This is a genomic window from Muricoccus vinaceus, assembly GCF_042433125.1.
In the GTDB taxonomy this organism is placed as follows: domain Bacteria; phylum Pseudomonadota; class Alphaproteobacteria; order Acetobacterales; family Acetobacteraceae; genus Roseomonas; species Roseomonas vinacea.
Genome location: NZ_JBHLVZ010000021.1, coordinates 1 through 22756, shown reverse-complemented (window position 1 = coordinate 22756; position 22756 = coordinate 1). Strand labels below are relative to the sequence as shown.

The window sequence follows — 22756 nt, the reverse complement described above, 5'->3', positions numbered from 1 at the left end:
CGTCACAAGCGACCTTGCCCTCGTCCTCACCTACGCCCTCTCGCAGCAGGAGCGTGGGGACCGTGACTTCAGCCTGCTACAGGCCGGATTTCGCTACCGCCTGCCGAACGGCGCCGTGGTCGGGGTGGCCGGAGGCGCCGGGCTGAACCGCGATACCCCCGCGCTCCAGATCTCGGTCGCCGTCCAGTTCGCCCTCGGGAACTAGCTCCGGGCCTTGCCATCAGGGCCACGGGCAGGGCGTCTGGCGGGATCTCCACGACAATGGTCGCTGGCGGCAGAAGGAGCATACCGATCAGCTGCCAAACCCGGCAGCTGGCGTACTGGGGAAGCGATGGAAAGGAGGAGGCCACCACCCCGCCTTGCCCGCCCTGGTGCGACCGCCTTTTGAAAGCACGCGATCTGGTTTGTTGAGGTATGCGTTCTGGGGCGCAACGCCGCCACGCTGGTGGATGGAGGGAAGCGGTGGGGCTCTCGGCCCCCGGCGAGCCTGGCGGCCCGGGGGCATTCGGTCGCCTTGAGTTCAGATGTCCTCGAGCCACTCCACGCTCCCGTCAGCGAGCCTGTAACGGGCAGCGACGATCTTCAGCTTGTTCGCGCGTACCGCCTCCTGTGCGATGGGGCTCTGTGACTTGAGCCGAGCGGCGACCCGGCGCGAATTGGCCGCGACGGCATCGTCCAGCACGATCTCGCCAGAGGGACGCCGAACAGAGAGGACGGCAGGGATGATCGGCTGGATCATCTCCCCGATCATGCCGGGAAAGGTGGCGTTGTGCTGCACGACGTCCACCGCCGCAGCAACGGCACCGCAGCTCTCATGGCCAAGCACGACGATGAGAGGGCAACCGAGCACGCCGACGCCGTACTCAATGCTGCCCAGTGCCGCCGTGTCGATCGTGTTCCCTGCATTGCGCACGATGAAGAGCTCGCCCAGGCCGCGGCCGAAGAGCAGCTCGGGCGGCACGCGGCTGTCGGAGCAACCGACCAGGGCACAGAAAGGAGCTTGGCCGCGGGCCAGTTCAACCCGCCGCTCCCGGCCCTGGACTGCGTTGTAGGGGGCCTCCGTGCGGAACTGGTTGTTACCCTCCTTGAGTCGGGCGAGCGCCTCATCCGGCGAGAGGGTAGTCTTGGGTACAGGATCGGCAGCAAACGTGGCACGCCCGGGCAGCGCCGCAGCAGCCAAAAGACCGACCGCCATGCTACCGAGCGCGCGACGGCTCGAGGAACGAGGGTGGAGAAAGCCGCTGCAGCAGCGGCAGGCATCGATCCGCATGGAGGTTCCTCCTTGTTTGTCGTGGCCGCCGAGGCGACGGCCAAGTGTACACGCGCCCGGCGAGAAAGTCTGCCGTTCCGTACCTACAGCCCACCCGAACGGCGTCGCGGCCTCGGCAACTCAGGCTGTGAGTTTGAGAGGGCTGCAGGAGCTCTAGCCCTGTCCTATCACTGAGCGTCAGGCGCAGCAGTCCGCTGATGGCGACCACGATGCCGGAGTTGGACACGTCAATCGGACCGAACAAAGGCGAGATGAGCCAAGTGGGCACCACCAGGGCTTGAAATAGGATCAAGGCCGGAGGGCTGCCTTGTACCGGGCGCCTCTCCGCGCCCCATCTGCCGTGCGCGTGACGGTTGATCCTAGAGTTTCTGAAGGATTGCAAGAGACGTTGGGTAGCTCGGAAGCCCCGGACACAGTGTCTGCGTTGTTCAAGATTGCCAGGAGAGCAGTCAGCGCATGCGCTTTCGCACGTATCTAGCGCTCCTGGTCGCGTCCCTGACCATCCCCACCGTTATGGTAGGTGGGGGCATGCTGATCCAGCAAGCCCAGGAGCGGCAGCAGGCCGAACGGCGCGGGTTGGCGAACCAGGCGCAGGCCTTGGCCGCAGCTGTGGACCGAGAGGTCGCCGGAACGGTAAAGGCAGTGGAGGCCATCGCCTTCGCGATCGGACCCGAGGATCTTGCGGAACCCGAGCGGCTCCGGTCCCGCTTTCAAGCCTTGCTGGCGCGTAATCCTTCCTGGCTGAACCTGGTGCTGGTCAGGCCCGATGCCACTCAGGCTTTAAACACGCTCGTCCCACCCGGTGAGGCGTTGCCGGAAGGACCCTCCTCCCTGCTCAGCCGGGAGCCCGGCGTCATCGTCCCGACCGTATCAGACCCGTTCTTCGGGCGCGTCGCTAAGGTGCTGCTGGTTACCGTCCGCGTGCCGATCTCAGCCCCCCGCGCGTCCGGCTGGGCGGTCGGCATCGGTATCGACGCCCACCAGTTCCAATCGACAATCGAAGCAGTCCTGCCGTTGGGCTCGCTCGGGGCCGTCGTCAGCAAGACCGGAAGCTTTGTCGCACACACCCCCGTGCCGGAGGGTGACCGCACCGCAGCGTTAGCCCCGCCAGAGGTGGCCCGCATCGCCCAGACCGGGCCACCCGGCTGGACCACGATGGTCGCGATCGAACGTGTTACCGGGCAACCAATGGACGCGGCAGTGCAAAGGATGTCCGTGGCGCCCTGGACGGCGGTGGTGTCGTTGCCCCGGGGAGCCATCGATGCCCAAGCATGGCGTGCTGTCCAGCGCGCGGCCTGGCTCAGCCTGCTGACGTTGGCGTTGGCACTAGGAGCGGCGGTGTTCCTCGGTCGAAGGCTCGGCTTGCGCATCACGGCGCTCGCCCGAGCGGCCGAAGCAACCGGCCGGGGTGAGACCTTCGCCGTGCCGCATGGTGTAGCGGAGGTGGACGATGTGGCCACCGCTCTGTCGCGGGCAGCAACTGAGGTGCGGGCGCGTGAGGCAGAGCTTCGCCGCCTGGGCGAGGATCGACTGCGCCTGGCGCATCAGGTCGCCCGCCTTGGCAGCTTCGACTTGCAGGTGGACGACCCGGTCGCGGTCGTGACACCCGAGTACGCCGCCATTTCGGGCATGCCGGACGGTGTCACCACCGACACCCATGAGGCTGCCCTTGCCCGCCTCCACCCGGAAGACCGCGCGAAGCACATGGCCACGGTGCAGGCAGCACTGGAGGGAGGAGGTTCCGGTTACGAGACGGAGTTCCGCATAATCCGGCCGTCCGACGGCACGGTGAGGTTGCTGAGCTGCCGGGCGGAAATTTACCGCGATCCAGAGGGGCGCCCGCAGAGGCTGATTGGGGTCATCCGGGATGTTACGGAAGAGCGCGCCGCGGCGGAGAACCTGCGCTGCCTGAACGCCGAACTCGAGGTTCGCGTGCAGGAGGAGGTGTCCGCTCGGGAAGCAGCACAGACAAGGGCGGCACACGCCGAACGGATGCAGGCGCTGGGCCAACTCGCAGGCGGCATCGCGCACGACTTCAACAACGTCCTGCAGGCGGTACAGGGCGGCGCCGCATTGATCGAGCGTCGTCCCAACGACGTGGCAGGGGTCCTCCGCTTCGCGCGCATGATCCTGGACGCGTCAGGGCGAGGGGGAACGGTAACCCGGCGGCTGCTTTCCTTTGCACGCCGCGACGAGTTGCGGGCTGAGCCGGTCGAGGTGGAACCCCTGGTGGCGGGCTTGAGCGAGGTGTTATCGCACACGCTCGGCGCCGAGGTCGCGTGTGTCCACCGTGTCACGCCTGGCACACCGCCTCTACTCGCCGACAAGGGGCAGCTCGAAACGGTGCTGGTGAACCTTGCCAGCAACGCTCGGGACGCGATGCCGGGGGGCGGCACCTTGACCATGGCCGCCCAGGAGGTGGTTCTTGACGGCGCTTCGAGTTCGGTAAGGCTGGTGCCGGGCCGCTATATCCGGATCAGCGTGTCGGATACAGGCACTGGCATGGACGCGGCCACCATCGCTCGCGTCGGCGAGCCGTTCTTCACCACCAAGCCGCAGGGGGCCGGTACGGGTCTCGGCCTGTCCATGGCCAAGGGCTTTGCTGAGCAGTCCGGTGGCGCCCTGGCCATCGAGAGCAAACGCGGCATGGGAACCACCGTGTCCATCTGGCTGCCGCTCGCACCGCAGGCAGTCGCAGGTTCTTCTGCTGGTTCGGCCGCCATAGCGGGCACCATGGGCGTTGGCGTGGTCCGGCGCCGCGTGCTCGTCGTGGACGATGAGCCGATCGTCCGCGAAGTATTGGTAGGACTGTTGGAGAACGCAGGCTATGCAACGCTGCGCGCCTCCGATGGACCACGAGCCCTTGAGCTGCTTGATGCTGGCGAGGTGGTCGACATCCTGGTCACCGACCTGTCTATGCCGAGTATGGGAGGCGTAGCCCTCATCGAGGCCGCCCAGGCAAGGCACCCGTCCCTGCCCGCGGTGCTGCTGACCGGGTACGCGGGTGACGGAGCATCCATCGCCATCAGCGGCGCACTCTCCGGGAGTTACTCCCTTCTGCGCAAGCCTGTACAAGGTCCGCAGCTGGTCGAGCGGATTGAGGCGCTGATGGCGGTCAAGACACAGAGGTAGGCATGACGCTGCCCCTGCCGCTACCTGCTGGGCCAGCCCCTGCCGCCGGGTTTGCCGTGGTGCCGCTTACCGGCCTGCGTTGGCTAGAACCGGTGCTGGAAGCTTTTTGGCGGCCGGGAACCGGGAAAGTGCCGTGACGGCCAGGAACGCCGTCCCGCCTGCCTGCTCGACGGTCGCATCCAGCAGGGAGGCGCAGGCGATCAGGAGCGAGAGAAGGTCGACGTGATCCTGGGAACACGCGCGCCCGCATCCTGGTGGCCAGATCGGGAACGGTGTCCTCGGGAGCGGACGTCATCGCTTAGGCAATGTCGACCAGCCCCTCTTGAACCTCCAGTGGCTTCGCGCGCCGCGGGCGGCTCGACCCGAAGTCAGTCGTCATCGACGAACTCGTCCGCGGGATGGTGGATCTGGTGAACCGGACCGTCGGGCCCGCGATCAAGGTGCGGATGGACCTGTCGGACGGCAAGTGGGCGGTCCGCCTGGACCCCAGCGGGATCGAGAGCGCCCTGCTGAACCTCGCGATCAACACCCGCGACGCGATGTCGGACGAGGGGCGCCTGACCTTCTCGACGCGGGAGGTGTTCCTCTCCGCCGCCGACTTGCGCGGGGACGAGGTGGCCGGGTCGGGCGACTTCGTCCTCCTCTCCGTCACCGACACTGGGACCGGCATGCCCGCCGACGTCCAGGCCCGCGCCTTTGAGCCCTTCTTCACGACCAAGCCCCTCGGAAAGGGCACGGGCCTTGGATTGTCGCAGATCTACGGCTTCGTGCGTCAGTCCGGGGGGCTCGTCCGGATCGACAGCAAGGAGGGCGCGGGCACGACGGTGAGCCTCTACCTGCCCCGGAGCCATGTCGCGACAGAGGCCGAGGAGGTCGCGGCGCCTATCGGTGCGGTCGCGACGAAGGCATCCGGGCGCACGATCCTGCTCGTCGAGGACGAGGCCGCCGTGCGCGCCCTGGCAGCGGAGAGCCTCCGCGACCGTGGCTACCTCGTGCTTGAGGCGGAGGACGGGCCCTCAGGCCTTGCCATGATCGATCGGGCGGCCGCGGTGGAACTGCTTGTGACGGACGTGGGCCTTCCAGGCCTGAACGGGCGGCAACTGGCCGATGCGGCCCGGGAACGGCGCCCGACCCTGCCGGTGCTCTTCATCACCGGCTATGCGGGGACGGCGCTGAACGACGGCCTGCCGCCCGGCATGGCGGCGATCGCGAAGCCTTTCTCGCTCGACCACCTTGCCGAGAGAGTAGACTTGATGCTCGGCGACGCAGCGGGTGACCACATCGGCCGTCCAGGACCTCCCTGAGAGGAGAACCTGACGACGTGGCCTTTGGTCTACGGACTTCTCCCTCAGGGCATGCCGTCATTCCGCCCGTCTGCCTGCAGGATAAGGCGAACGCAGCCCCACCCTGATGTGCGTCACCCTAATCGGCTTTCCTCTTTTGGCCCCTGCCATGGCGTGGACCCGGCACCCGCCCGCGGCCGTTCAGGTCGCGATGAGCTCCCGGATGCGAGCCGCCAGCGCCTCCATAGCGAACGGTTTGGTCAGAACATGCATCCCGGGCTCCAGGTGCCCATTGCTGATCGCCGCGTTCTCGGCGTAGCCCGTTATGAACAACACTTTCAAGTCGGGGCGCAGCGCCCGGGCCGCGTCCGCGAGCTGGCGCCCGTTCATGCCTCCGGGCAGGCCGACATCGGTCACTAGTAGGTCGAGGTGCAGGTCGGACTGCAAGACCTTCAGCCCGGAGGCGCCGTCGCCAGCCTCGACGGCGGCGTAGCCGAGTTCCTCCAGTACTTCGGTGACCAGCATGCGCACGGTCGCCTCGTCGTCCACCACGAGCACGGTCTCGCCCACCCCGGCACGCGGTGCGTCGGCCAGATCCTGGTGAAGCTCTGGCCCTGCCGCGGCGCCGTAGTAGCGCGGCAGGTACAGGCACATTGTCGTACCCTGGCCTACCTCGGAGTAGATGCGGACCTGCCCGCCGGACTGACGCACGAAGCCGTAGATCATGCTCAAGCCCAGCCCCGTACCTTGGCCGATCGGCTTGGTGGTGAAGAAGGGGTCGAAGGCACGGGCGATCACGTCCGGCGGCATGCCCGTGCCAGTGTCGGTGACGCAGAGGGAGACGTACTGGCCGGGAGGAAGATCCCTTTCCTGCGCCGCCCGCTCGTCCAACCACTTGTTCGCGGTCTCGATGGTAACCCGTCCGCCATCGGGCATGGCGTCGCGGGCGTTGATGCAGAGGTTGAGAAGCGCGCTCTCCAGCTGCGGCGGGTCGACCAGGGTCGCCCACAGGCCACCTGCCTCGGCCACCTCGACCGTGATCTCCGGCCCCACGGTGCGGCGGACGAGGTCCACCATGCCGGAGACGAGCCGGTTCACGTCGGTCGGCTTGGGATCGAGCGTCTGGCGTCGGGAGAAGGCGAGGAGGCGGTGCGTCAGCGCCGCCGCCCGCTTGGCCGCGCCCTGGGCGGCGTTGACGTAGCGGTCCACGTCCTTGAGCCGCCCCTGGGCGACGCGTGTGCTCAGCAGCTCCAGGCTGCCGGTGATACCGGTCAGCAGGTTGTTGAAGTCGTGCGCCAGCCCACCCGTCAGCTGGCCGACGGCCTCCATCTTCTGGCTCTGGCGAAGCTGCTCCTCGGCCCTCAGGAGGTCGGCCGTGCGGTCGGCGACGCGCTGCTCCAGGGTCTCGTTCAGGGCACGGAGCTCGGCGGCAGCGCGGTCGCGCTCCGCCTCGACGGCGCGCCGCCCTTCCACGTCAATCAGCACGCCCGGGAAAGAAAGAGGCGTGCCGTCCGGCCCGTGCTCCACCCGGCCATTGGCCTCGATCCAATAGTACTGCCCGTCGGCGCGCCGCACCCGGTACTGGTGGGCATAGGCGCCGCCGCGGGCGACCACCTCGTTGATCGCGGCGGTCAGCCCCGGCTTGTCGTCGGGGTGGACGGTTGCGACCACCTGCTCGAGGCTCAGGCCCTCGCGCCCGAGCGCGGGATCGAGGCCGAAGCTCCGGGCGAAGGCCTCGTCCACGGTGAAGCGGTCTGCCAGCAGGTCCCAAAGCCAGGTGCCGATGATTGCGCCAGCGGCGAGCGCGAGCTGCACGCGCTCGGCGTTCAGCTTCAGCGCGGCCTCGGTCTCCCGCGCATCCGTCACGTCCCGCGTCGTTCCGGCGACGGCCTCGACCTCCCCGCTCTCGCCGATGACGGGCACGAGGATGTAGTCGTAGATCCGGCGGCCGAAGGTTCCCGCGAAGGGGACCTCGCCCCGCACCGGCTTCTTGGTGGCGATCACTTGCTCGATCTCGCGGTCGTGCATGGCCGCGTGCCAGTCGGGGTAGCCCAGCTCCAGGCAGTTGCGGCCGATCGCCTCGTCCCACGTCCTGCCCCACATCCGGAGCAGGACGTCGTTGGCATAGACGAAGCGGTGGTCGAGGCCCCAGACGTAGCCCAGGTCCGGGGTGTTGTTCAGGACGGCCTCGTAGAGGCGGCGCTGGCGGTCCGCCTCGGCGTGGCTCCCGGCCAGCGCGGCCTCGGCGTGCTTGCGGGCGCTTTGGTCGAGCATGGCGCCGATCATGCGGGTTGCCCGCCCGTCCTGGTCCCGGATGACGTAACCCCGGTCCAGCACCTCGGCGTAGCTGCCGTCGGCCCGGCGGAAGCGGTACTCGCCGGTCCAGCTCGTCCCGGTTCCGTCGATCACCGCGTGGATGCCCCGGTCCACCCTGGCCCGGTCCTCGGGATGGATCTGCGCAATCCACCAGGCGCCCGTCGGCTCCACCTGCCCGGGCGCCCAGCCGTAGGCGTCCGTCAGCGCCTCGTTCCACCGCACGCTGTTGTCCCGGAAGTCCCAGTCCCAGATCGCGTCGCGCGTGGCGCGCTGGGCCAGCCGCAGGCGCTCGTTGGCCGCCTCCAGCGCCTGACCCGCCAGGTGCTGCTCCGTGCGGTCCCGCAGCATCTTGAGGTAGCCGATGTGGGAGCCCCGCTCGTCCCTGAGCGGCATCATCTCGCCCGAGGCCCAGAACCTCATACCGTCCTTCCGCAGGTGCCACCGCTCGTCGGTCGCGCGCCCGGAGCGAACTGCCTCGGCCATCTCCGCGTCCGGGATCCCGGCGGCCCGGTCCTCCGGCGTGAAGAACAGGTCCGCGGACTGGCCGAGCATCTCTGGCTCGCGCCAGCCCAGGATGCTCTCCGCCCCGGCGTTCCAGCCGGTCACCGTCCCACCAAGGTCCATGCTGACGATCGCGAAGTCGACGGCGCTGTCGAGGACCTGTCGCTGAAGGACCTCCGAGCGGGCCTGCTCGGCCCGGAGGCGCTCCTGCTCCGCCAGGCTCCGGCGCAGGCTCAGCTGGCTCATGACCTGCCGGGCCAGCGTTCGCAGCACGAAGCGCTGCTCTGTCGTCAGCCCGTCGGGGCGGGGCTTCGTGTCGAGGACGCAGAGGGTGCCCAGCGGCAGGCCGTCCGGGGTCGTCAGCAGCTCGCCCGCGTAGAACCGCAGACCCGGCCCGGAGGTGACCAGCGGGTTGCACTCGAACCGTGAGTCGTCCCGGAGGTCCGGTATGACCAGCTCGCCGGGTTGCAGGAGGACCCGGGCGCAGATCGAGTTGTCGAGCGGCATCTCCCGGACGCCCATTCCGAGCTCGGCCTTGAACCACTGCCTCGTCTCGGCAATCAGGTTCACCGCGGCGATCGGCGCTCCGAGCAGGCTGGCCGCCATCCGGGCGAGGTCGTCGAAGTCCCTCTCCGGCGGGGTGTCCAGGATGGCGTAGCGGTCCAGGGCGGCAAGGCGGTCCGCCTCGGTCCAGGACGGACCGTCGTTGCTTTCGTTCAAGGTTCAGACTTCCGCGGAATGCCTGAAGGCCACCTTGGTGGCGGCAGGGGAGCGCGGGTCCTGTGCAGACGACGCAGAAATGGGAACATCGGATACCATCGGGATAGTTTTAGCAGGGCGGCCTCTCGGGCTAAATCCACTTTCCCGCCAGCGGCATACCTAAGCTAGCCCGTCCCAGGCGCGTCCGGAGAAGCGCTGGTGCTCGCTCAGGCCACCCTCGTGCGGTTTGGTGTCGATCAGCAGAGGGCGCCGATGCAGCCCCTCTGGGGCGCGAGGCAAAGGCGGAACTGCTGCCGGACGACAAGCTCCGGGGCACGATGCGCCTTCTGTCGATCCAAGCCCATTTCCGACGCCTCCGCACTCCCCTTCGACCAAGAATCCCACGGCACGCACCTAATAGCTCCGTGCAGAGTCGCCGATCGGCTCCTCTGTGCAGGTCACCCAACCGACCTCATGCGCTGAGGTAGGCCGAGGATCACCAAGGCTCGTAGTCTTGTTCAGTAACCAGCTCCATCCAGTCGGCGTTCTTGCCGTCAACCACGTAGGTGACCGCGATGTGGGTCATGGCAGTGGTACTGGTGGCGCCGTGCCAGTGCCTGACACCGGCCGGGATCCAGACCACATCGCCGGGAGTGATCTCCTGACGCGGCTGGCCTTCCTGATGGACCCAGCCCTTGCCCGCGGTGACAATGAGCATCTGTCCGGCAGGGTGCGTATGCCAGGCGGTGCGCGCACGGGGGGCAAAGCTGACTTGGCCGGACGACGCCGGGGTCTGCACCGAACCTGGCGTCAGGAGATCGACGACTACGTGTCCGGAGAAGTTCTTCGGGTCGGCGATCACCGATGGCGAGGAGCCGCTTGGAAAGACTTGAATGTCCTGCGCATGCACGGACGTGGCAGCGCCGAGTGTTATCAAGCCCAGCATCGCTGTGACGAGATTTTTGCTCATGAGAGTTCCCCTACGAGGTCCATGGACTGCTGGCGACAAGCTCCGGAGCCGCACTGGCAGATCCAGGGCAGCGTGCAGCAGGAGGCCCTCCTTGTGCTGCACGGGCCGCCAGTAGGTCTGGCTTTATGGGCACCGTTATTTCGCCCGGCTCTTGAGCACCTCGGCCACGACAGGACCGGCCGAGAAGGCGTTCGGCCAACCGGCGTAGAACGCGATCTGCGTTACGACTTCCCCGACCTGCTCCCGGGTCAGGCCGTTGTTCAGCGCGCGGTTCAAGTGCCCCGCGAGCTGGGCTACCTGGCCATTCGCCATCAACGAGGAGATGGTCACTAGGCTGCGGTCACGCGGGGAGAGGTCCGGACGCAGCCACACATCCTGGAAGAGGGGATCCGTGGTGAACTGATCGAGGCCCGGCGAGGCGGTGCCGAGCAGCTGCTGCACGCTGGCAACGCGGCTTGCCTCCCCCTGCTCATCCAGCGGCAGCAGCCGCGGCGAGGCGTCGGGCAGTTGGTCCAGTCCGATCCGACGTTCAGCGAAGATGTCCTTGGCGAAAGATACAGCCATCATCGCGTTGGGCCAGCCCGAGTAGAAGGCCAGGTGGGTGATGACCTCGGACAACTCACGTGGCGTCACCCCGCTGTCGAGCGCGAGGCTCATGTAGTACGGCAGGTCGACGGCTTGGCCACGGGCAATCAGGATTGCTACGGTGACCATGCTGCGATCACGGCGGGAGAGCTGCGGCCGTTGCCATAGGCTGCCGACCACATCCTCCTGCGCGTATCGGCCGAGGGCGGGCGACACAGACTGGATATCGGCCAGGGACAGGGCCGATGCGGCTCGTATCGGGGTGGACACGTTTCTGTCTCCTTGGGCCAGGGCAGGCGTGGCCAGTGCGACCGATAGCATTGTGGCGGCGAGTGGCCTTATCGAAGCCCAGTCATTCCTGAGCAACATTCTCATCGGCAGGTCCTCTTTGCAGGATGCAAGGAAGCCCGTGTGGGCCTCCCTGGGTCAGTCAGGCCACCTCCGACAGCCGGTCGAGATACTTGTCCAGCGTGGGGAGATGATCGCCCCGGAAGGAGGGGTGTCTCGCAACCCTTCCGGAAGGTTCGCCGGGGAATCACCCTCGCCCCTGGGCAGCAGGCCGGGCTTCTCCATGACAAGGCACCAGAGCGCTCATGGACGGTGAGGTCGTGCGATCATGGCACGGTCATGCCACCATCGATGGTGATGGCCTGCCCGATGACATAGCTTGCTCCCGGGCTGCAGAGCCACAGCACGGCAGAGGCGATTTCCTCGGGTCTGCCTGCACGACGGATGGGAACCTGCTTCACCATCTCGGCGTATGCCTGATCATCACCCTTCACGACGTCGCGGGCAATCTGCGTGTCAACCACTCCGGGATTCACCGCGTTGATGCGGATGCCGTGCCCGACGTACTCCAGCGCGGCCGTCTGGGTCAGCCCGACTACTCCGTGCTTGGATGCGATGTAGGCTCCGATCCCAGGATTGCCGGTGAGGGCACCGACTGACGCGTTGTTCACGATAGCCCCACCCCCCTGCCGCTGCATCTGTCGCAGTTCGTACCGCATGTAGTTCCACACGCCGCGCAGATTGATCCCGGTCACACGGTCCCATTCTTCACGAGTGCTGTCGGCGGTCAGGGCCACCTGGGCCATGACCCCTGCGTTGTTGAAGGCGACATCAGGGCCGCCGAACTCGGCAACAGTGCGCTCCACCATCGCCGAGACTTGGGCATCGTCGCTCACGTCGCATCCGACTGCGATCGCCCTGTGTCCTGCTGAGACCAACTCTGCCACGATTACCTCTACGGCCGTGATCTTCACGTCAGCCAGCGCGACTTTGGCACCCGCCTGGGCAAAGGCGATGGCGGTAGCCAGCCCCATGCCGGAGCTTGCACCAGTCACCAGGACGACTTGACCGCTGAAGTCATAGATCGGAGCCTTGAGCGTGTGGAATCCACCTTCCGTGGCTGCCATGTCCCTGTCCTTGTCCCGGCTGCAATCAGGGTGGGTGAGATCACGGAGCGCCTCTCCCCGCCGAGGCATTCAGGGCCTTCGTGCTCTGAGTGCCGCACCGCTCTGAGCAACCTAGGCATGGAAGGCGGCCATGGTGAGGTGCCGATTTACGCATGCAGCGGTGAGACAGGCTCATCCTGTATCCAGGCCGTCGTCCACGCCGGTCCCGCGTTCCACGCGGCGGCGGGAGGCGGGCGGAGGGCAGCAGCGGGACCGGCTCGACACGACGAAGGATCTGGCTGCGGGATCCTACTTCGGTCGGCCATATCGGATGGCCTTCGGCAAGGTAGAATCTTGGCGTCGCGGCTCTCGATGGCTAGCATAGGCCATGATCCTTGGCCGGTCCGATCTCGCCGACTTCGCCTGCTTTCTAGCGATCGCCCGGCACCGCAGCTTCCGGCTTGCCGCCCTTGAACTAGGTGTCAGCCCGTCAGCGCTGAGCCATGCACTCAAAGCTATGGAGCAGCGCCTGGGTATCCGGCTGGTTAATCGGACCAACCGTAGCGTCACCCTCACCGCGGCGGGCGAGGAGCTGCAGAACGCCATCACACAGCCCGTCGCCGAGATCGGTCAGGCGATGGACAACCTGAACCGATACCGGGACGCCCCGGCTGGTCGCATCCGGCTGAATGTGCTTGTCGACGCCGCTCAGGTTCTCCTCGCCCCGGTGCTCCCCGAGTTCGCCCGGCGATACCCGAATATCGAGATTGATATAGCAGCCACCAACCGCATGGTGGATGTGATCGGCAGCGGTTTCGATGCTGGTATCCGTCATGGGGGCACGGTGCCCGAGGACATGATCGGACAACGAATCTCCGCTGATCTGCGCTGGGTCGTCGCCGCCTCGCCTTCCTACATCGAACGTTTCGGCATCCCCGAGCGGCCGCACGATCTAGAACACCACCATTGCCTCGGTGTGCGCCTGGGAGACGATCGCATCTATCGATGGGAGTTCCTCGGGCCGCAGGGCGAGTTCGCCATCAGCGTGCCGAGCAAGATCTTTGTCGACGAGGGCCGGGCGATGATCGCCCTGGCATTGGCCGGAACCGGCCTCATGTACGGGACCGATGCGATATTCGCGCCCCATCTGAAGAGCGGTGACCTTCGCCTTGTACTCGAGGACTGGGCGACGACCGGCCCAGGATACGAGATCTACTATCCAAGCAGACGCCAGGTCCCGACCGGCCTCCGGCTGCTGATTGAACTGATACGAGAGATGCGTCCACTGGGTGTCTGAGCCGGAACATCGGCTATCGGCTGGAGCTGTTCCCGTCGCCTCACTCCAGCTCTGTGCTCGCCTGGCGCTTCGGGTGCCTTCCATCGTGATGCTGACGACCGGGGCGCGGATCCTGGACCAGCAGGTAGCCGGTCCAGATCACCGGACAGTATCGGCTGATGATGAGGCTCTTTCACCGCTGCATGCAGGCCATGCCTGCTGCCGGGGGTAGCGCGACGCGACTAGATAGAGCGGCCAGTCGGGTGCCTCCCGTGATCCACGGCCGTCTCGATGAGGGGGTCACGTGGCCGCCGATGATGGGGGCTGCCTTCCAGGTACAGATCTCCCCCGGGCAGGGCAGGCACCGAGACCTGCTCATCCCCCTAGGCCGAGCACCCGCTCGACCGATCAGTTCAGTCCCGAGGTCGAACCGAATGCTCCTGCAGATATCCTCCAGCGCTGCCGAGGCGGAAGGCCGTCCGGCGGCTTGGTGCGCCGTGTTTGCCCTATCGCTGGGCGCTTTTGTGCTGGTGGCATCCGAGTTCATGCCGGTCAGCTTGCTGACGCCGATCGCGGCGGATCTCGGGATCACTGAGGGGCAGGCAGGCCAGGCAATCTCTGTGTCCGGCGCCTTCGCCGTCCTGACCAGCCTCTTCATTGCGTCGCTGGCCGGGCGGCTCGACCGCAAGATCCTCCTACTCGCGCTCACGGGCCTGATGATCGTCTCCGGGTCGATCGTCGCCCTTGCGCCGAGCTATCCGGTCTTCATGCTCGGCCGGGCCTTGATCGGGGTGGCCATTGGCGGTTTCTGGTCCATGAGCGCGGCTTCGGCCATGCGGCTGGTCCCGGAATCGGATGTGCCGCGGGCACTCGCGATCTTCAACGGCGGAAACGCGCTGGCGACGGTCATCGCAGCGCCGCTGGGGAGCTTCCTCGGAGGCTTGGTCGGCTGGCGCCTTGCCTTCTTCTCCGCTGTTCCGGTCGCTGTCATCGTCCTTCTCTGGCAGCTGGTGAGCCTCCCTTCCATGAAGACGGAAAGCCGCCCGGGGTCTGGCAATGTCTTCCGGTTATTCAACACGCCTGGAGTCACCTGGGGCATGGCAGCGGCTGGCCTCTTCTTCATGGGGCAGTTCTGCCTCTTCACCTATCTCCGGCCGTTCCTGGAAACGGTGACCCTCGTCGACGTGCCCACCCTGTCGCTGCTCCTGCTGATGATGGGCGTTGCGGGGTTCATCGGCACCAGCCTGATCGGCGGCCTTCTCAGGAATGGTATCTACAGGACACTCGTCGCGATCCCGCTCCTGATGGCGGGAGTCTCCTTGGCGTTGATCGCCTTCGGTCATGGTCTCACCGTGGTGGCCTTCCTGCTGGCGATGTGGGGCCTGCTTGGAACCTCCGCGCCGGTAGGTTGGTGGACCTGGCTCTCGCGCACCCTCCCGCAGGACGCCGAGGCTGGTGGGGGGCTGATGGTGGCCACCGTCCAGCTCGCCATCACCCTCGGCGCCACCGTCGGAGGCCTGCTGTTCGATTCCAGCGGTTACGAGGCGACCTTCGTTGTGAGCGCCCTCCTGCTTGCCCTAGCCGCCCTGGCGGCTAGCCGGACCTCTTGCATCGTTCAAGGGACAGCTTAGCGCCACGTTGAGCATCAGCCTCCAAGACGAGGACTACTCCCGGCGGCTCCGCCACTACGAGCCTGGCGTGCCCAAGCGGACCGACCTGTTGGAACGGCCGCTACCGCCCCGGATCTTCCCCGAGGATTGGCAGCCTGAGCCGGGAAAGCAGGAAATAGAGATGCATCGTGGCTGGATCCTATTCGAGATACTGAGCTGATGGCCGCTCGGAGGCCGCTGTCGGCACTCGTCGGGGAACCGGACGTCAGGCATCTCGATGTTCTCGTGCGGACGCCGTGGAGTTCCTACGGCGCCGAAAGGCTGATGCCCACCTCCTGAGTCGATGTCGTCCTGCGCCGATGGAAAGGTTTCGATCCTTCGCCTCCGGCCCGCCGGATGTCTTGCGCAGACCTCCTCAAACACTGCCAGGATCCATTACCTCCGCCGATGCACGCGTTCATCGCCATCATGGCCTGGGGTGGCCAGATGTCGAGGAGGGCGGCTTGTTGTTCGTATTTCCTGGCGCTCCGCGACGGGCCGCGGCCTGACACGGACGAGGGCATCGTCGCCCTGTCCAGGCTGGGGATCCCCTCCATGATGTGCTTCAGCGCCGAACCGAGACCCCTCCGAAATCGGCTGCAAGGCACTGACCTCAAAACGGATTACAGTTGGAGGGTAGGGGAGTCCCGACCGGCGCCGGTCAGAACCCCATCCTCACGTGAGTTTTCGGCGTTGAAGCAGGAGGTATGGGCGGAGTTTGGGGATGGTCCCGGTTCAGCGCTCTTCTACACCTTGGCCTGCGCTCAAGCGACGCTGCGTTCCCTGCAAATCAAAGCTCAGCCTTGAGTCCCCACGCGTAGGTTGGCGGACGGTGGACGATGGCCTCGGCCTCGCTCTCGGTAACCTTCCTCAGCCCGAGATCAGCTCCTTGATCCGACTAGCCAAGGCATCAATCGCGAAGGGCTTGGTCAGGACGTGCATACCTGGGCTGAGGTGACCATGACTAAGCACGGCATTCTCGGCGTAGCCGGTGATGAAGAGCACCCTCAAGGCGGGCCTCGCTACCCGTGCCGCGTCCGCCACCTGCCGACCGTTTAGGCCCCCGGGTAGGCCCACATCGGTCACGAGCAGGTCGATGCGGACGTCTGACTGAAGAACCTGTAGTCCGGCTACACCATCCGCCGCCTCTAGGGCAGTGTACCCCAGGTCCTCCAGCACCTCGGTCACCAGCATCCGCACTGTGGGCTCATCGTCCACCACCAGCACCGTTTGCCCGGCCTTCGCGCGCGGGACAACGGCCACTTCGGGCGCCAACTCAGCCGCTTCCGCCTCCCCTAGGTGCCGGGGGAGGTAGATGCACACCATAGTGCCCTGCCCAACCTCGGAGTAGATCCGCACCTGACCACCAGACTGCTTGGTGAAGCCGTGAATCATCGATAGTCCAAGCCCGGTGCCCATGCCGATTGGCTTGGTGGTGAAGAACGGATCAAAGGCCCTGGCGATCAGGTCCTTGGACATGCCGGTGCCGGTGTCTGACACACAGAGCGACACGTACTGGCCTGGCGCCAAGTCGCGCTCGCGCGCCCCACGCTCGTCCAGCCAACGGTTGCCGGTCTCGATGGTGATCTTGCCACCGCCCAGCATGGCGTCGCGGGCGTTGATGCAGAGGTTCAGAAGTGCATTCTCAAGCTGGCCCGGGTCCACGAGCGTCGTCCACAAACCGGCCGCCCCGACCATCGGCTCCACCGTGATCTCCGGCCCTACCGTCCGCCGGATCAGATCCTCCATGCCGTGCACCAGGCGATTCACATCAATCGGCCTTGGATCAAGCGTCTGACGGCGAGAGAAGGCCAGCAACCGATGCGTCAGCGCCGCTGCGCGCTTGGCCGCGCCCTGGGCGGCGTTGACGTAGCGATCCACGTCCCTGATCCGGCCCTGAGCGATACGGGTCTGCAGCAGCTCTAGACTTCCGGTGACGCCGGTCAGAAGATTGTTGAAGTCGTGCGCGAGGCCCCCCGTGAGCTGCCCCACCGCCTCCATCTTCTGGGCCTGACGGAGCGCCTCCTGTGCCTCAGCGAGCTTGGCCTGCTCCCGCAACCGTTCTGTCACATCGGTCACGAACTGGTAGCAGCCCAGGAGTTTGCCGTGCTCGTTCCACAAGGGTCGGAACCGGACCTCGTAGTAGGGCCGCACCCTGGCCGGATCACCATAGTCCTCGATGACGGTGAGATCCTGGCCCTTCAGCCCTTGGCCCCAGCCCACCCGAACTTGCTCTTGATGTTGGGGTTGATCGGCCAGCAGGGAAAGCATGTTGTCGCCCGTCTTCGGGCGTACCCCGTAGATACGCTCGAATTCGTCAGCATTGGCCTTGTTGATGGCGAGAATGGTGTAGTCGAGGTCACAGGCCATGATCATCGTGTCGGTCGCCTCGAAGACCCCGAAGAGCAGGTCGCGCTCCGTTGTGCGGGCGGTGACCTGCTGTTCCAGGCTGGCGTTCTGCTCGCGGAGCTTCGCTTCCGCACCTTTAAGCGCGTCTTCGGCTAACCGCCGCTGAGTGATCTCCACGCCTTGGTTGAGCAGACCGACAATCTGGCCTCCCTCGCCGCGGATCGGGGTTGCAGTGAAGTCCCAGTAGGTCGTCTCCTGCCGCCCGCGCCGCACCATCGGCAGTTCGACATCCGTCTGCGCAAACCCCTCGCCCGTCACCATGGCGCGCCGGAAAGGCGGTGCAACCAATTCCCAGGCCTCGCCCCAAACATCTGCAACCGGGCGGCCAAGGGCATGCGGGTGCCGATCGGCCATCGAGGGGATATAGGCGTCATTGTAGAGCATGATGAGATCAGGCCCCCAAAGGATCGTGCCCAGCATCGGTGAGCTCAGGATGGTAGACACCATCGAGAGTAGCAGAAGGGGCCACGTTTCGGGCGGCCCGAGCGGTGTCGCGGCCCAGTCATGAGCACGCATCCGTTCCCCCATCTCGCCACCACCAGCAAAGAAGTTGTTCTGAGGATCCGCCCTCTTAGACACGCGTGCTTACCATTACCGGTACCCCATATGAGAACTCTTCAAGCGGCACTTCATCACGTACCATTATGCCTATAGCCGCTCGCACAACACCTGCACATGCAAAGCGTCTCGACTGTATGCATGTCCTCACAAGGGCCTTGTTGCGTAAATCTTGCAGGTAGGCCTGCATGAGCAAGGCACCGACGCAGGGCAGTCGTCCCAAGACCCGCTACCGGACGCGGAACTGGCGTGAGTACGACCGAGGGCTGATCGCCCGCGGCGACCTTACGGTCTGGATCTCGCCCGAACTGGCTTGGCATGCCGAAGGTACTGGGCGGCGAGGTCGGGCTCAGGTCTTCACGGATGCGGCGATCCAGGCGGTGCTGACGCTGAAGGTGCTGTACCAGCTGCCACTGCGAGCGGCGCAGGGCATGGCAGCGGGCCTGATCCGCCTGGCCGGGCTCGACTGGAGGGTACCGCACTACAGCACTCTCTCGCGGCGGCAGAAGGACCTGACGGTCGCGATCCCCTACCGCCCTCGGAGCGGGCCGCTGCACCTCGTCATCGACAGCACGGGGCTCAAAGTGCTGGGCGAGGGCGAGTGGAAGGTAAGGAAGCACGGCGCCGACAAGCGCCGGGTCTGGCGCAAGGTCCATCTCGTGATCGATGCCGACAGTCACGAGATCCGAGCCGTGGAGATGACAGATCATCGGCATGGTGACAGCGAGATCGTGCCAGGGTTGCTGGCGCAGTTGCCGGACGACGAGCAGATCGGGGTGATCAGCGGCGACGGCGCCTACGACACCCGAGGCGTCTATGAGGCCTCTGCCTCTCGCAAGGCCGACCTGGTCGTACCGCCCCGGCGCAACGGCAAGCCATGGAAGAAGCGGACCACCGGAGCGACCGAGCGTAACGAGACGCTCCGCGCAATCAGGCATCTCGGGCGGCGGCTGTGGAAACGATGGAGCGGCTATCACCGCCGCAGCCTGACCGAGACCGCCATGTCGCGCCTCAAGCGCCTGGGCGAGCGCCTCGCGGCCCGCGACCCCGCCCGTCAGATCGCCGAGGTGCAGATCCGCTGCGCCATCCTCAACACCTTCAACACCCTTGGTATGCCCGACACCGTCGCTGTGGCCTGATCAAACCATCAAAGACCAAACCATGGCCCCACGCTGATTTACGCAACAGCGCCTGTTCAGACTATCGTCGACGAGGAAGGCTGTGCCGAGCAGCGGAGGATGGGGCGACCCATGCCGTGGATAGGCCAAGGGATAGCTTCCCACACCCATCCGAACTGAGGACGGCCAATGGGCATACACGGAAGCCCATCTCCGGCGCCTAGGCTTCATCCGGCAATCCAGGGAACTCGGCCTCTCCATGGACAGCATCCGCGTGCTGCTGGACCTCGCTGACCGGCCTGGGGACGACCGTTCGGCGGCGCATGCCATTGCCGTCGCCCACATCGCCAAGGTGGACGCCCGCATGCGGCGTCTCAAGGCCTTGCGTGCAGAGTTGGAGCGGATGGCCAGTCAATGCGTGGGGGGCCATGTGGAAGAGTGCCGCATTATCGAGACCCTGGCGGACTTTGGGCAGGGGCACTACGGGAACCCAGCCCATGCCAGCGTGGATACCATCACCGCCAAAGACTGAGATCGGTGCCGGTCTGAGCGGCAACCTCAGCCTGCTAAAGGGATCGTGGTCGCTGCTCCGCATTCCACCTTGCCCTGCTGCCGCTACCGCTCTGCTGACCGCTTAGGAGTGTCCCTGCACCATTCGACCGAGCCTCTCTTGATCCAGAAATGGCACACGCACGCGTTGGTCTGCCGTACTGAGGGCGAGACGGTGGGACGGCCTCGCCAGTCAAAGAATACCGTCCAATACGGCTTTCTCCTCGGAGACAAGGCCCGCATGATCTTCTGGCCGCAGCCACCCGGGCACCGAAAACAAGCGGACTTCTCGATCCCGCCACTCCGGACCGCAAGGAACCTTCCCGGCGTCAGTTCGCCAGGGGATGGATGTCGCTCGATATAACCGCCTGCAAGGTCAGACCGAGGCGACAGCCGCAGCAGTATGCGCCGCCATAGGGAGAGCCCGCCCCCTGTGTTCCTGGCATCCCCTTGGTCCACACGCGACCGCCTCACCATAGCGAGGATGGCCCGCATCAGCCGATCCTCCCCAGGAAGGGCTGGAGGGAATCCCCCTTGGACCAATCGCGAGGATCCTCGCAGATCCGACACTCCCCGGTTTCGGCCGTGCCCGGCTGCCGGTCGGCCATCATGTGGAACTGCCGAACGCGGTGATCGCAGGACCCCGCCGCTCGGTAGCCGGAAAGCCGGTGTACGAGTTCATCCACGGCCATGGCCGCTACATCCGTGGTTAGGTGGACCACCGCCGGGTTCGGGCCCGCCACCCCGACGACATAGCCCTCCCGGGCTTGACGCTCATACTCACCGGGGTTGGTGCGCTCCAGGTGCTCACTGGCAGCACGACGCCCGTTGATGACCCTCCGGCACATTAGGCAGCGCGCCCCGGGCTGAAGAACCGTCACGCGTCCTGCGGCTTCCCGCACCGGCTGGCCGGGGTCACGAGGGTCGATCCGGATGCCCATGTCGATCACCGGGATCGCGTAGATGAAAGCCAGCCGGTTCAGCAACGTGCGGCCGTCATGGTCGTCCGTGCACCCGAAGATGATGTCGCACGACTTCAGGGCATCCCGCGCCGATGGGTGGCCCACCCACTCCGTTATGCGGACCGCACGGGCACCAAGGCCGAAGCCCTCCACCATGTCTCCGACGACGTCGACCTTCAGGCGCTGCCTGTCGGCGTCTTGATGGGTGGCACCTTGCAGGCGGCTGAGGTTGGTGTGCTCCACCCGATCCGGGTCGAACAGAATCAGGCGCTGGGCCCCAAGGCGGGCCAGCAGCATCGCCGTGGCGCTGCCGGTGGCACCACATCCCACGATCCCAACCCGGAGGGACGAGACATCCCGATACAGGACATCGCCGAACGCCAAGCCCTGACGATGGAAAGCCTCCGGCGCACTAGCGGTGCCATCACCATTCCACGGCCGATGGATTGTCAGTCGGTCGCCGATGACCGTCACCTGTTCCATGGGTTGATAGCCATTCGGGTGGGCCCAAACCCGGGCGCCCAGCGGACCGCCCGCGGTGATGAGAATGCTAACCAGCTCCGTGCCAACCCCGTTCCGGTTATGCGCTAGCCGTGCCATCTCGGCTTCGCCCTGGTCGTCCTGGCGAGAGAAGAGGGGTGGTCCACCCGGATGGGAGTGGACGTAGCCCACCACGAGCCCCGACGCCGACGCCCTCCGCAGAGCCCGCGCCAAAGGGCGGGTGCTTGTCGTGACATGGCTCTCCGACGCCGAGACCACGTCGTCAGGGTCGATGGGGATGACCTCGCGCGAGAGATAGCGGCGCCGAGGGGCGCCGCTCCAGGGGTCTGCATCCACAGAGCAAGGGGAGAGCAGCAACAGAGCTGCGCCCTCTTGGCCGGGCGTGCTGAGGACCAGCGACCGAAGCTGACTGAGGTGGTCCTCGCGCAGGGTGAGGCCGGGGCTCATCAGGCAGACACCAGCGCCGCGTCGATCCGCCGCAGCACGGTACGGATCCCGTCCTTGCCGGGCCGCCACTCGTTGTTATGGCGGCTCCAACGCTGCCAAGTGATGCCGTGAAAGGCATGGGGCACCTCGGCCGCGGTCGGGTAGCCCGCGGCTCCCTTCAGCCGCAGCCAGGGATTGCAATAGAACATATCGGTCGGCAGATCCGGATATCCCGCAGGCAGAAGGACGAGGATGTCGACCTGATCGACTTCGTACTTCCCGGGCGGCAAGTGGTAGCCGCGGAGGATGAGGCCGGTCTGGCCCCCCTCCTGGATGACATCGACCTTGTAGCCGTTCTCTACGAGGTACTCGGCATCCCCAGCAGGCAGCAGGGCAGTCCGTCCAGCTGTGGTTTCCGGCGCGCCGGAGTACAGGCGCTCCAGCTTACTGCCGGTGAGGTCTACCGATCCCCCACGCGGGATCTGGAGGTCATCGGGCTTGCCGCGCTGCTCGAGCCAGAGTTCATAGTTGGGAGGGATGTCGGCGAGTTGGCGGAGCAGGGGTTCCGGAACGCTGTCCGATACCCAGGGAAAGCGGCGGCCATCGAGTTCAAAGAAGCGGATCCCATCGCTCTTCGCGGCGAAGAACCGCTCGGGCCCGGCCTCACGCAAGTCCACGGTGTCGTCAAGGTTGATCATGGAAAGCATGCGGTCGCTCCTCAAGAGGACCAGTGCATGCTCGTCGGCCGGATGAAGATGCGCCGCCTCAAGGATCTGGCGACCGATTGGCAGGGGATCCCGGGTAGTGGCCCGCGTCTCGTTGACGCGAAACGTCCAGGGACCTGCCTCACGAGGTGCACGGCCGTGAGCGGCGCGCGCCTCAAGGTCGTCAGGATCGTCCGGCGGAATGGTGTCAGGCATAGGGGGCTCGCTTTCAATCAATGTCTGGGCCGTCTCACCACCAGCAGGAGCCGGTCCCTATTTCCCCTATGCGCGTCGTCTTCGGCCTCTCGGACATCTGCTGGAACGAATCGGAGGCGCCCTGTAAAAAGATCGATGGCGATGTCCGAGCGGTGCGCTCAGGCACGCATCAGAAGGTAGCGTCCGTCAACGTGGTGGAAATTGCATTTGGGCTTGAGGTGGCCACGGCTCAGGCGGC

General features: G+C 66.0%; 16 protein-coding genes and 1 pseudogene. 7 read left to right on the top strand and 10 right to left on the bottom strand.

Going from position 1 to position 22756, the window contains the following annotated elements; genetic code table 11:
• A partial coding sequence (locus tag ACFFIC_RS10695) for a hypothetical protein (protein WP_377050149.1) occupies nt 1-205 on the top strand: 205 nt, incomplete at its 5' end.
• A gap of 315 nt (nt 206-520) precedes the next feature.
• On the opposite strand, the gene ACFFIC_RS10690 is transcribed toward ACFFIC_RS10695, so the two are convergent.
• Nucleotides 521-1270, bottom strand: coding sequence for a carbonic anhydrase (locus tag ACFFIC_RS10690; RefSeq protein ID WP_377050148.1), 750 nt, complete (start codon nt 1268-1270; stop codon nt 521-523).
• 528 nt (nt 1271-1798) lie between these two features.
• Here ACFFIC_RS10690 and ACFFIC_RS10685 point away from each other — a divergent pair.
• Both ACFFIC_RS10685 and ACFFIC_RS10680 read left to right on the top strand, forming a co-directional pair.
• Entirely contained in the window at nt 1799-4402 is a 2604-nt protein-coding gene (locus ACFFIC_RS10685; protein WP_377050147.1) for an ATP-binding protein, read from the top strand.
• Between the two features lie 410 nt (nt 4403-4812).
• Nucleotides 4813-5706: an ATP-binding protein gene (locus ACFFIC_RS10680; protein WP_377050146.1), complete on the top strand. Its 894-nt coding sequence runs from the start codon at nt 4813-4815 to the stop codon at nt 5704-5706.
• A gap of 180 nt (nt 5707-5886) precedes the next feature.
• On the opposite strand, the gene ACFFIC_RS10675 is transcribed toward ACFFIC_RS10680, so the two are convergent.
• From ACFFIC_RS10675 to ACFFIC_RS10660, 4 genes are all read right to left on the bottom strand, one after another.
• Entirely contained in the window at nt 5887-9222 is a 3336-nt protein-coding gene (locus ACFFIC_RS10675) for a PAS domain-containing protein (RefSeq protein WP_377050145.1), read from the bottom strand.
• 475 nt (nt 9223-9697) lie between these two features.
• Entirely contained in the window at nt 9698-10171 is a 474-nt protein-coding gene (locus ACFFIC_RS10670; RefSeq protein ID WP_377050144.1) for a (R)-mandelonitrile lyase, read from the bottom strand.
• A 135-nt stretch (nt 10172-10306) separates the two neighbouring features.
• Nucleotides 10307-11026 (bottom strand): carboxymuconolactone decarboxylase family protein, encoded by a 720-nt coding sequence (locus ACFFIC_RS10665; RefSeq protein WP_377050143.1) that lies wholly within the window; start codon nt 11024-11026, stop codon nt 10307-10309.
• 344 nt (nt 11027-11370) lie between these two features.
• Entirely contained in the window at nt 11371-12171 is an 801-nt protein-coding gene (locus tag ACFFIC_RS10660; protein ID WP_377050142.1) for an SDR family NAD(P)-dependent oxidoreductase, read from the bottom strand.
• Nucleotides 12172-12538: 367 nt separating this feature from the next.
• Between ACFFIC_RS10660 and ACFFIC_RS10655 the strand changes: the two genes are divergently transcribed.
• Together ACFFIC_RS10655 and ACFFIC_RS10650 are read left to right on the top strand one after the other, a co-directional pair.
• A complete protein-coding gene (locus ACFFIC_RS10655) occupies nt 12539-13447 on the top strand; it encodes a LysR family transcriptional regulator (RefSeq protein ID WP_377050141.1) in 909 nt (302 codons plus the stop codon).
• Between the two features lie 413 nt (nt 13448-13860).
• Nucleotides 13861-15057, top strand: a complete 1197-nt coding sequence (locus ACFFIC_RS10650; RefSeq protein WP_377050140.1) for an MFS transporter — start codon at nt 13861-13863, stop codon at nt 15055-15057.
• A gap of 888 nt (nt 15058-15945) precedes the next feature.
• Here the strand turns inward: ACFFIC_RS10650 and ACFFIC_RS10645 are convergent.
• Entirely contained in the window at nt 15946-17904 is a 1959-nt protein-coding gene (locus ACFFIC_RS10645) for a PAS domain-containing protein (protein WP_377050139.1), read from the bottom strand.
• Between the two features lie 326 nt (nt 17905-18230).
• On the opposite strand from ACFFIC_RS10645, the gene ACFFIC_RS10640 reads away from it, so the two are divergent.
• A complete protein-coding gene (locus tag ACFFIC_RS10640) occupies nt 18231-19181 on the top strand; it encodes an IS5 family transposase (protein ID WP_377050138.1) in 951 nt (316 codons plus the stop codon).
• A gap of 148 nt (nt 19182-19329) precedes the next feature.
• Nucleotides 19330-19692, top strand: a complete 363-nt coding sequence (locus ACFFIC_RS10635) for a MerR family DNA-binding protein (protein WP_377050152.1) — start codon at nt 19330-19332, stop codon at nt 19690-19692.
• A gap of 83 nt (nt 19693-19775) precedes the next feature.
• Here the strand turns inward: ACFFIC_RS10635 and ACFFIC_RS10630 are convergent, their stop codons facing one another.
• From ACFFIC_RS10630 to ACFFIC_RS10615, 4 genes and pseudogenes are all read right to left on the bottom strand, one after another.
• Nucleotides 19776-20186: a DUF6527 family protein gene (locus ACFFIC_RS10630; protein WP_377050151.1), complete on the bottom strand. Its 411-nt coding sequence runs from the start codon at nt 20184-20186 to the stop codon at nt 19776-19778.
• 17 nt (nt 20187-20203) lie between these two features.
• Nucleotides 20204-21154, bottom strand: coding sequence for a ThiF family adenylyltransferase (locus tag ACFFIC_RS10625; RefSeq protein WP_377050150.1), 951 nt, complete (start codon nt 21152-21154; stop codon nt 20204-20206).
• A gap of 66 nt (nt 21155-21220) precedes the next feature.
• Nucleotides 21221-21619: pseudogene (locus ACFFIC_RS10620) on the bottom strand (Mov34/MPN/PAD-1 family protein); the annotation flags it as partial.
• A complete protein-coding gene (locus tag ACFFIC_RS10615; RefSeq protein WP_377050137.1) occupies nt 21619-22518 on the bottom strand; it encodes a multiubiquitin domain-containing protein in 900 nt (299 codons plus the stop codon). The gene ACFFIC_RS10615 and the pseudogene ACFFIC_RS10620, both read right to left, overlap by 1 nt.
• Nucleotides 22519-22756 lie beyond the last annotated feature (238 nt).

Coding starts and splice junctions, on each gene's coding strand:
- ACFFIC_RS10640 (WP_377050138.1), top strand. CDS start 18,231: ATGAGCAAGGCACCGACGCAGGGCAGTCGTCCCAAGACCCGCTACCGG.
- ACFFIC_RS10690 (WP_377050148.1), bottom strand. CDS start 1,270: ATGCGGATCGATGCCTGCCGCTGCTGCAGCGGCTTTCTCCACCCTCGT.
- ACFFIC_RS10670 (WP_377050144.1), bottom strand. CDS start 10,171: ATGAGCAAAAATCTCGTCACAGCGATGCTGGGCTTGATAACACTCGGC.
- ACFFIC_RS10655 (WP_377050141.1), top strand. CDS start 12,539: ATGATCCTTGGCCGGTCCGATCTCGCCGACTTCGCCTGCTTTCTAGCG.
- ACFFIC_RS10625 (WP_377050150.1), bottom strand. CDS start 21,154: ATGGAACAGGTGACGGTCATCGGCGACCGACTGACAATCCATCGGCCG.
- ACFFIC_RS10630 (WP_377050151.1), bottom strand. CDS start 20,186: ATGGTGAGGCGGTCGCGTGTGGACCAAGGGGATGCCAGGAACACAGGG.
- ACFFIC_RS10645 (WP_377050139.1), bottom strand. CDS start 17,904: ATGCTGGGCACGATCCTTTGGGGGCCTGATCTCATCATGCTCTACAAT.
- ACFFIC_RS10660 (WP_377050142.1), bottom strand. CDS start 12,171: ATGGCAGCCACGGAAGGTGGATTCCACACGCTCAAGGCTCCGATCTAT.
- ACFFIC_RS10615 (WP_377050137.1), bottom strand. CDS start 22,518: ATGCCTGACACCATTCCGCCGGACGATCCTGACGACCTTGAGGCGCGC.
- ACFFIC_RS10685 (WP_377050147.1), top strand. CDS start 1,799: ATGCTGATCCAGCAAGCCCAGGAGCGGCAGCAGGCCGAACGGCGCGGG.
- ACFFIC_RS10650 (WP_377050140.1), top strand. CDS start 13,861: ATGCTCCTGCAGATATCCTCCAGCGCTGCCGAGGCGGAAGGCCGTCCG.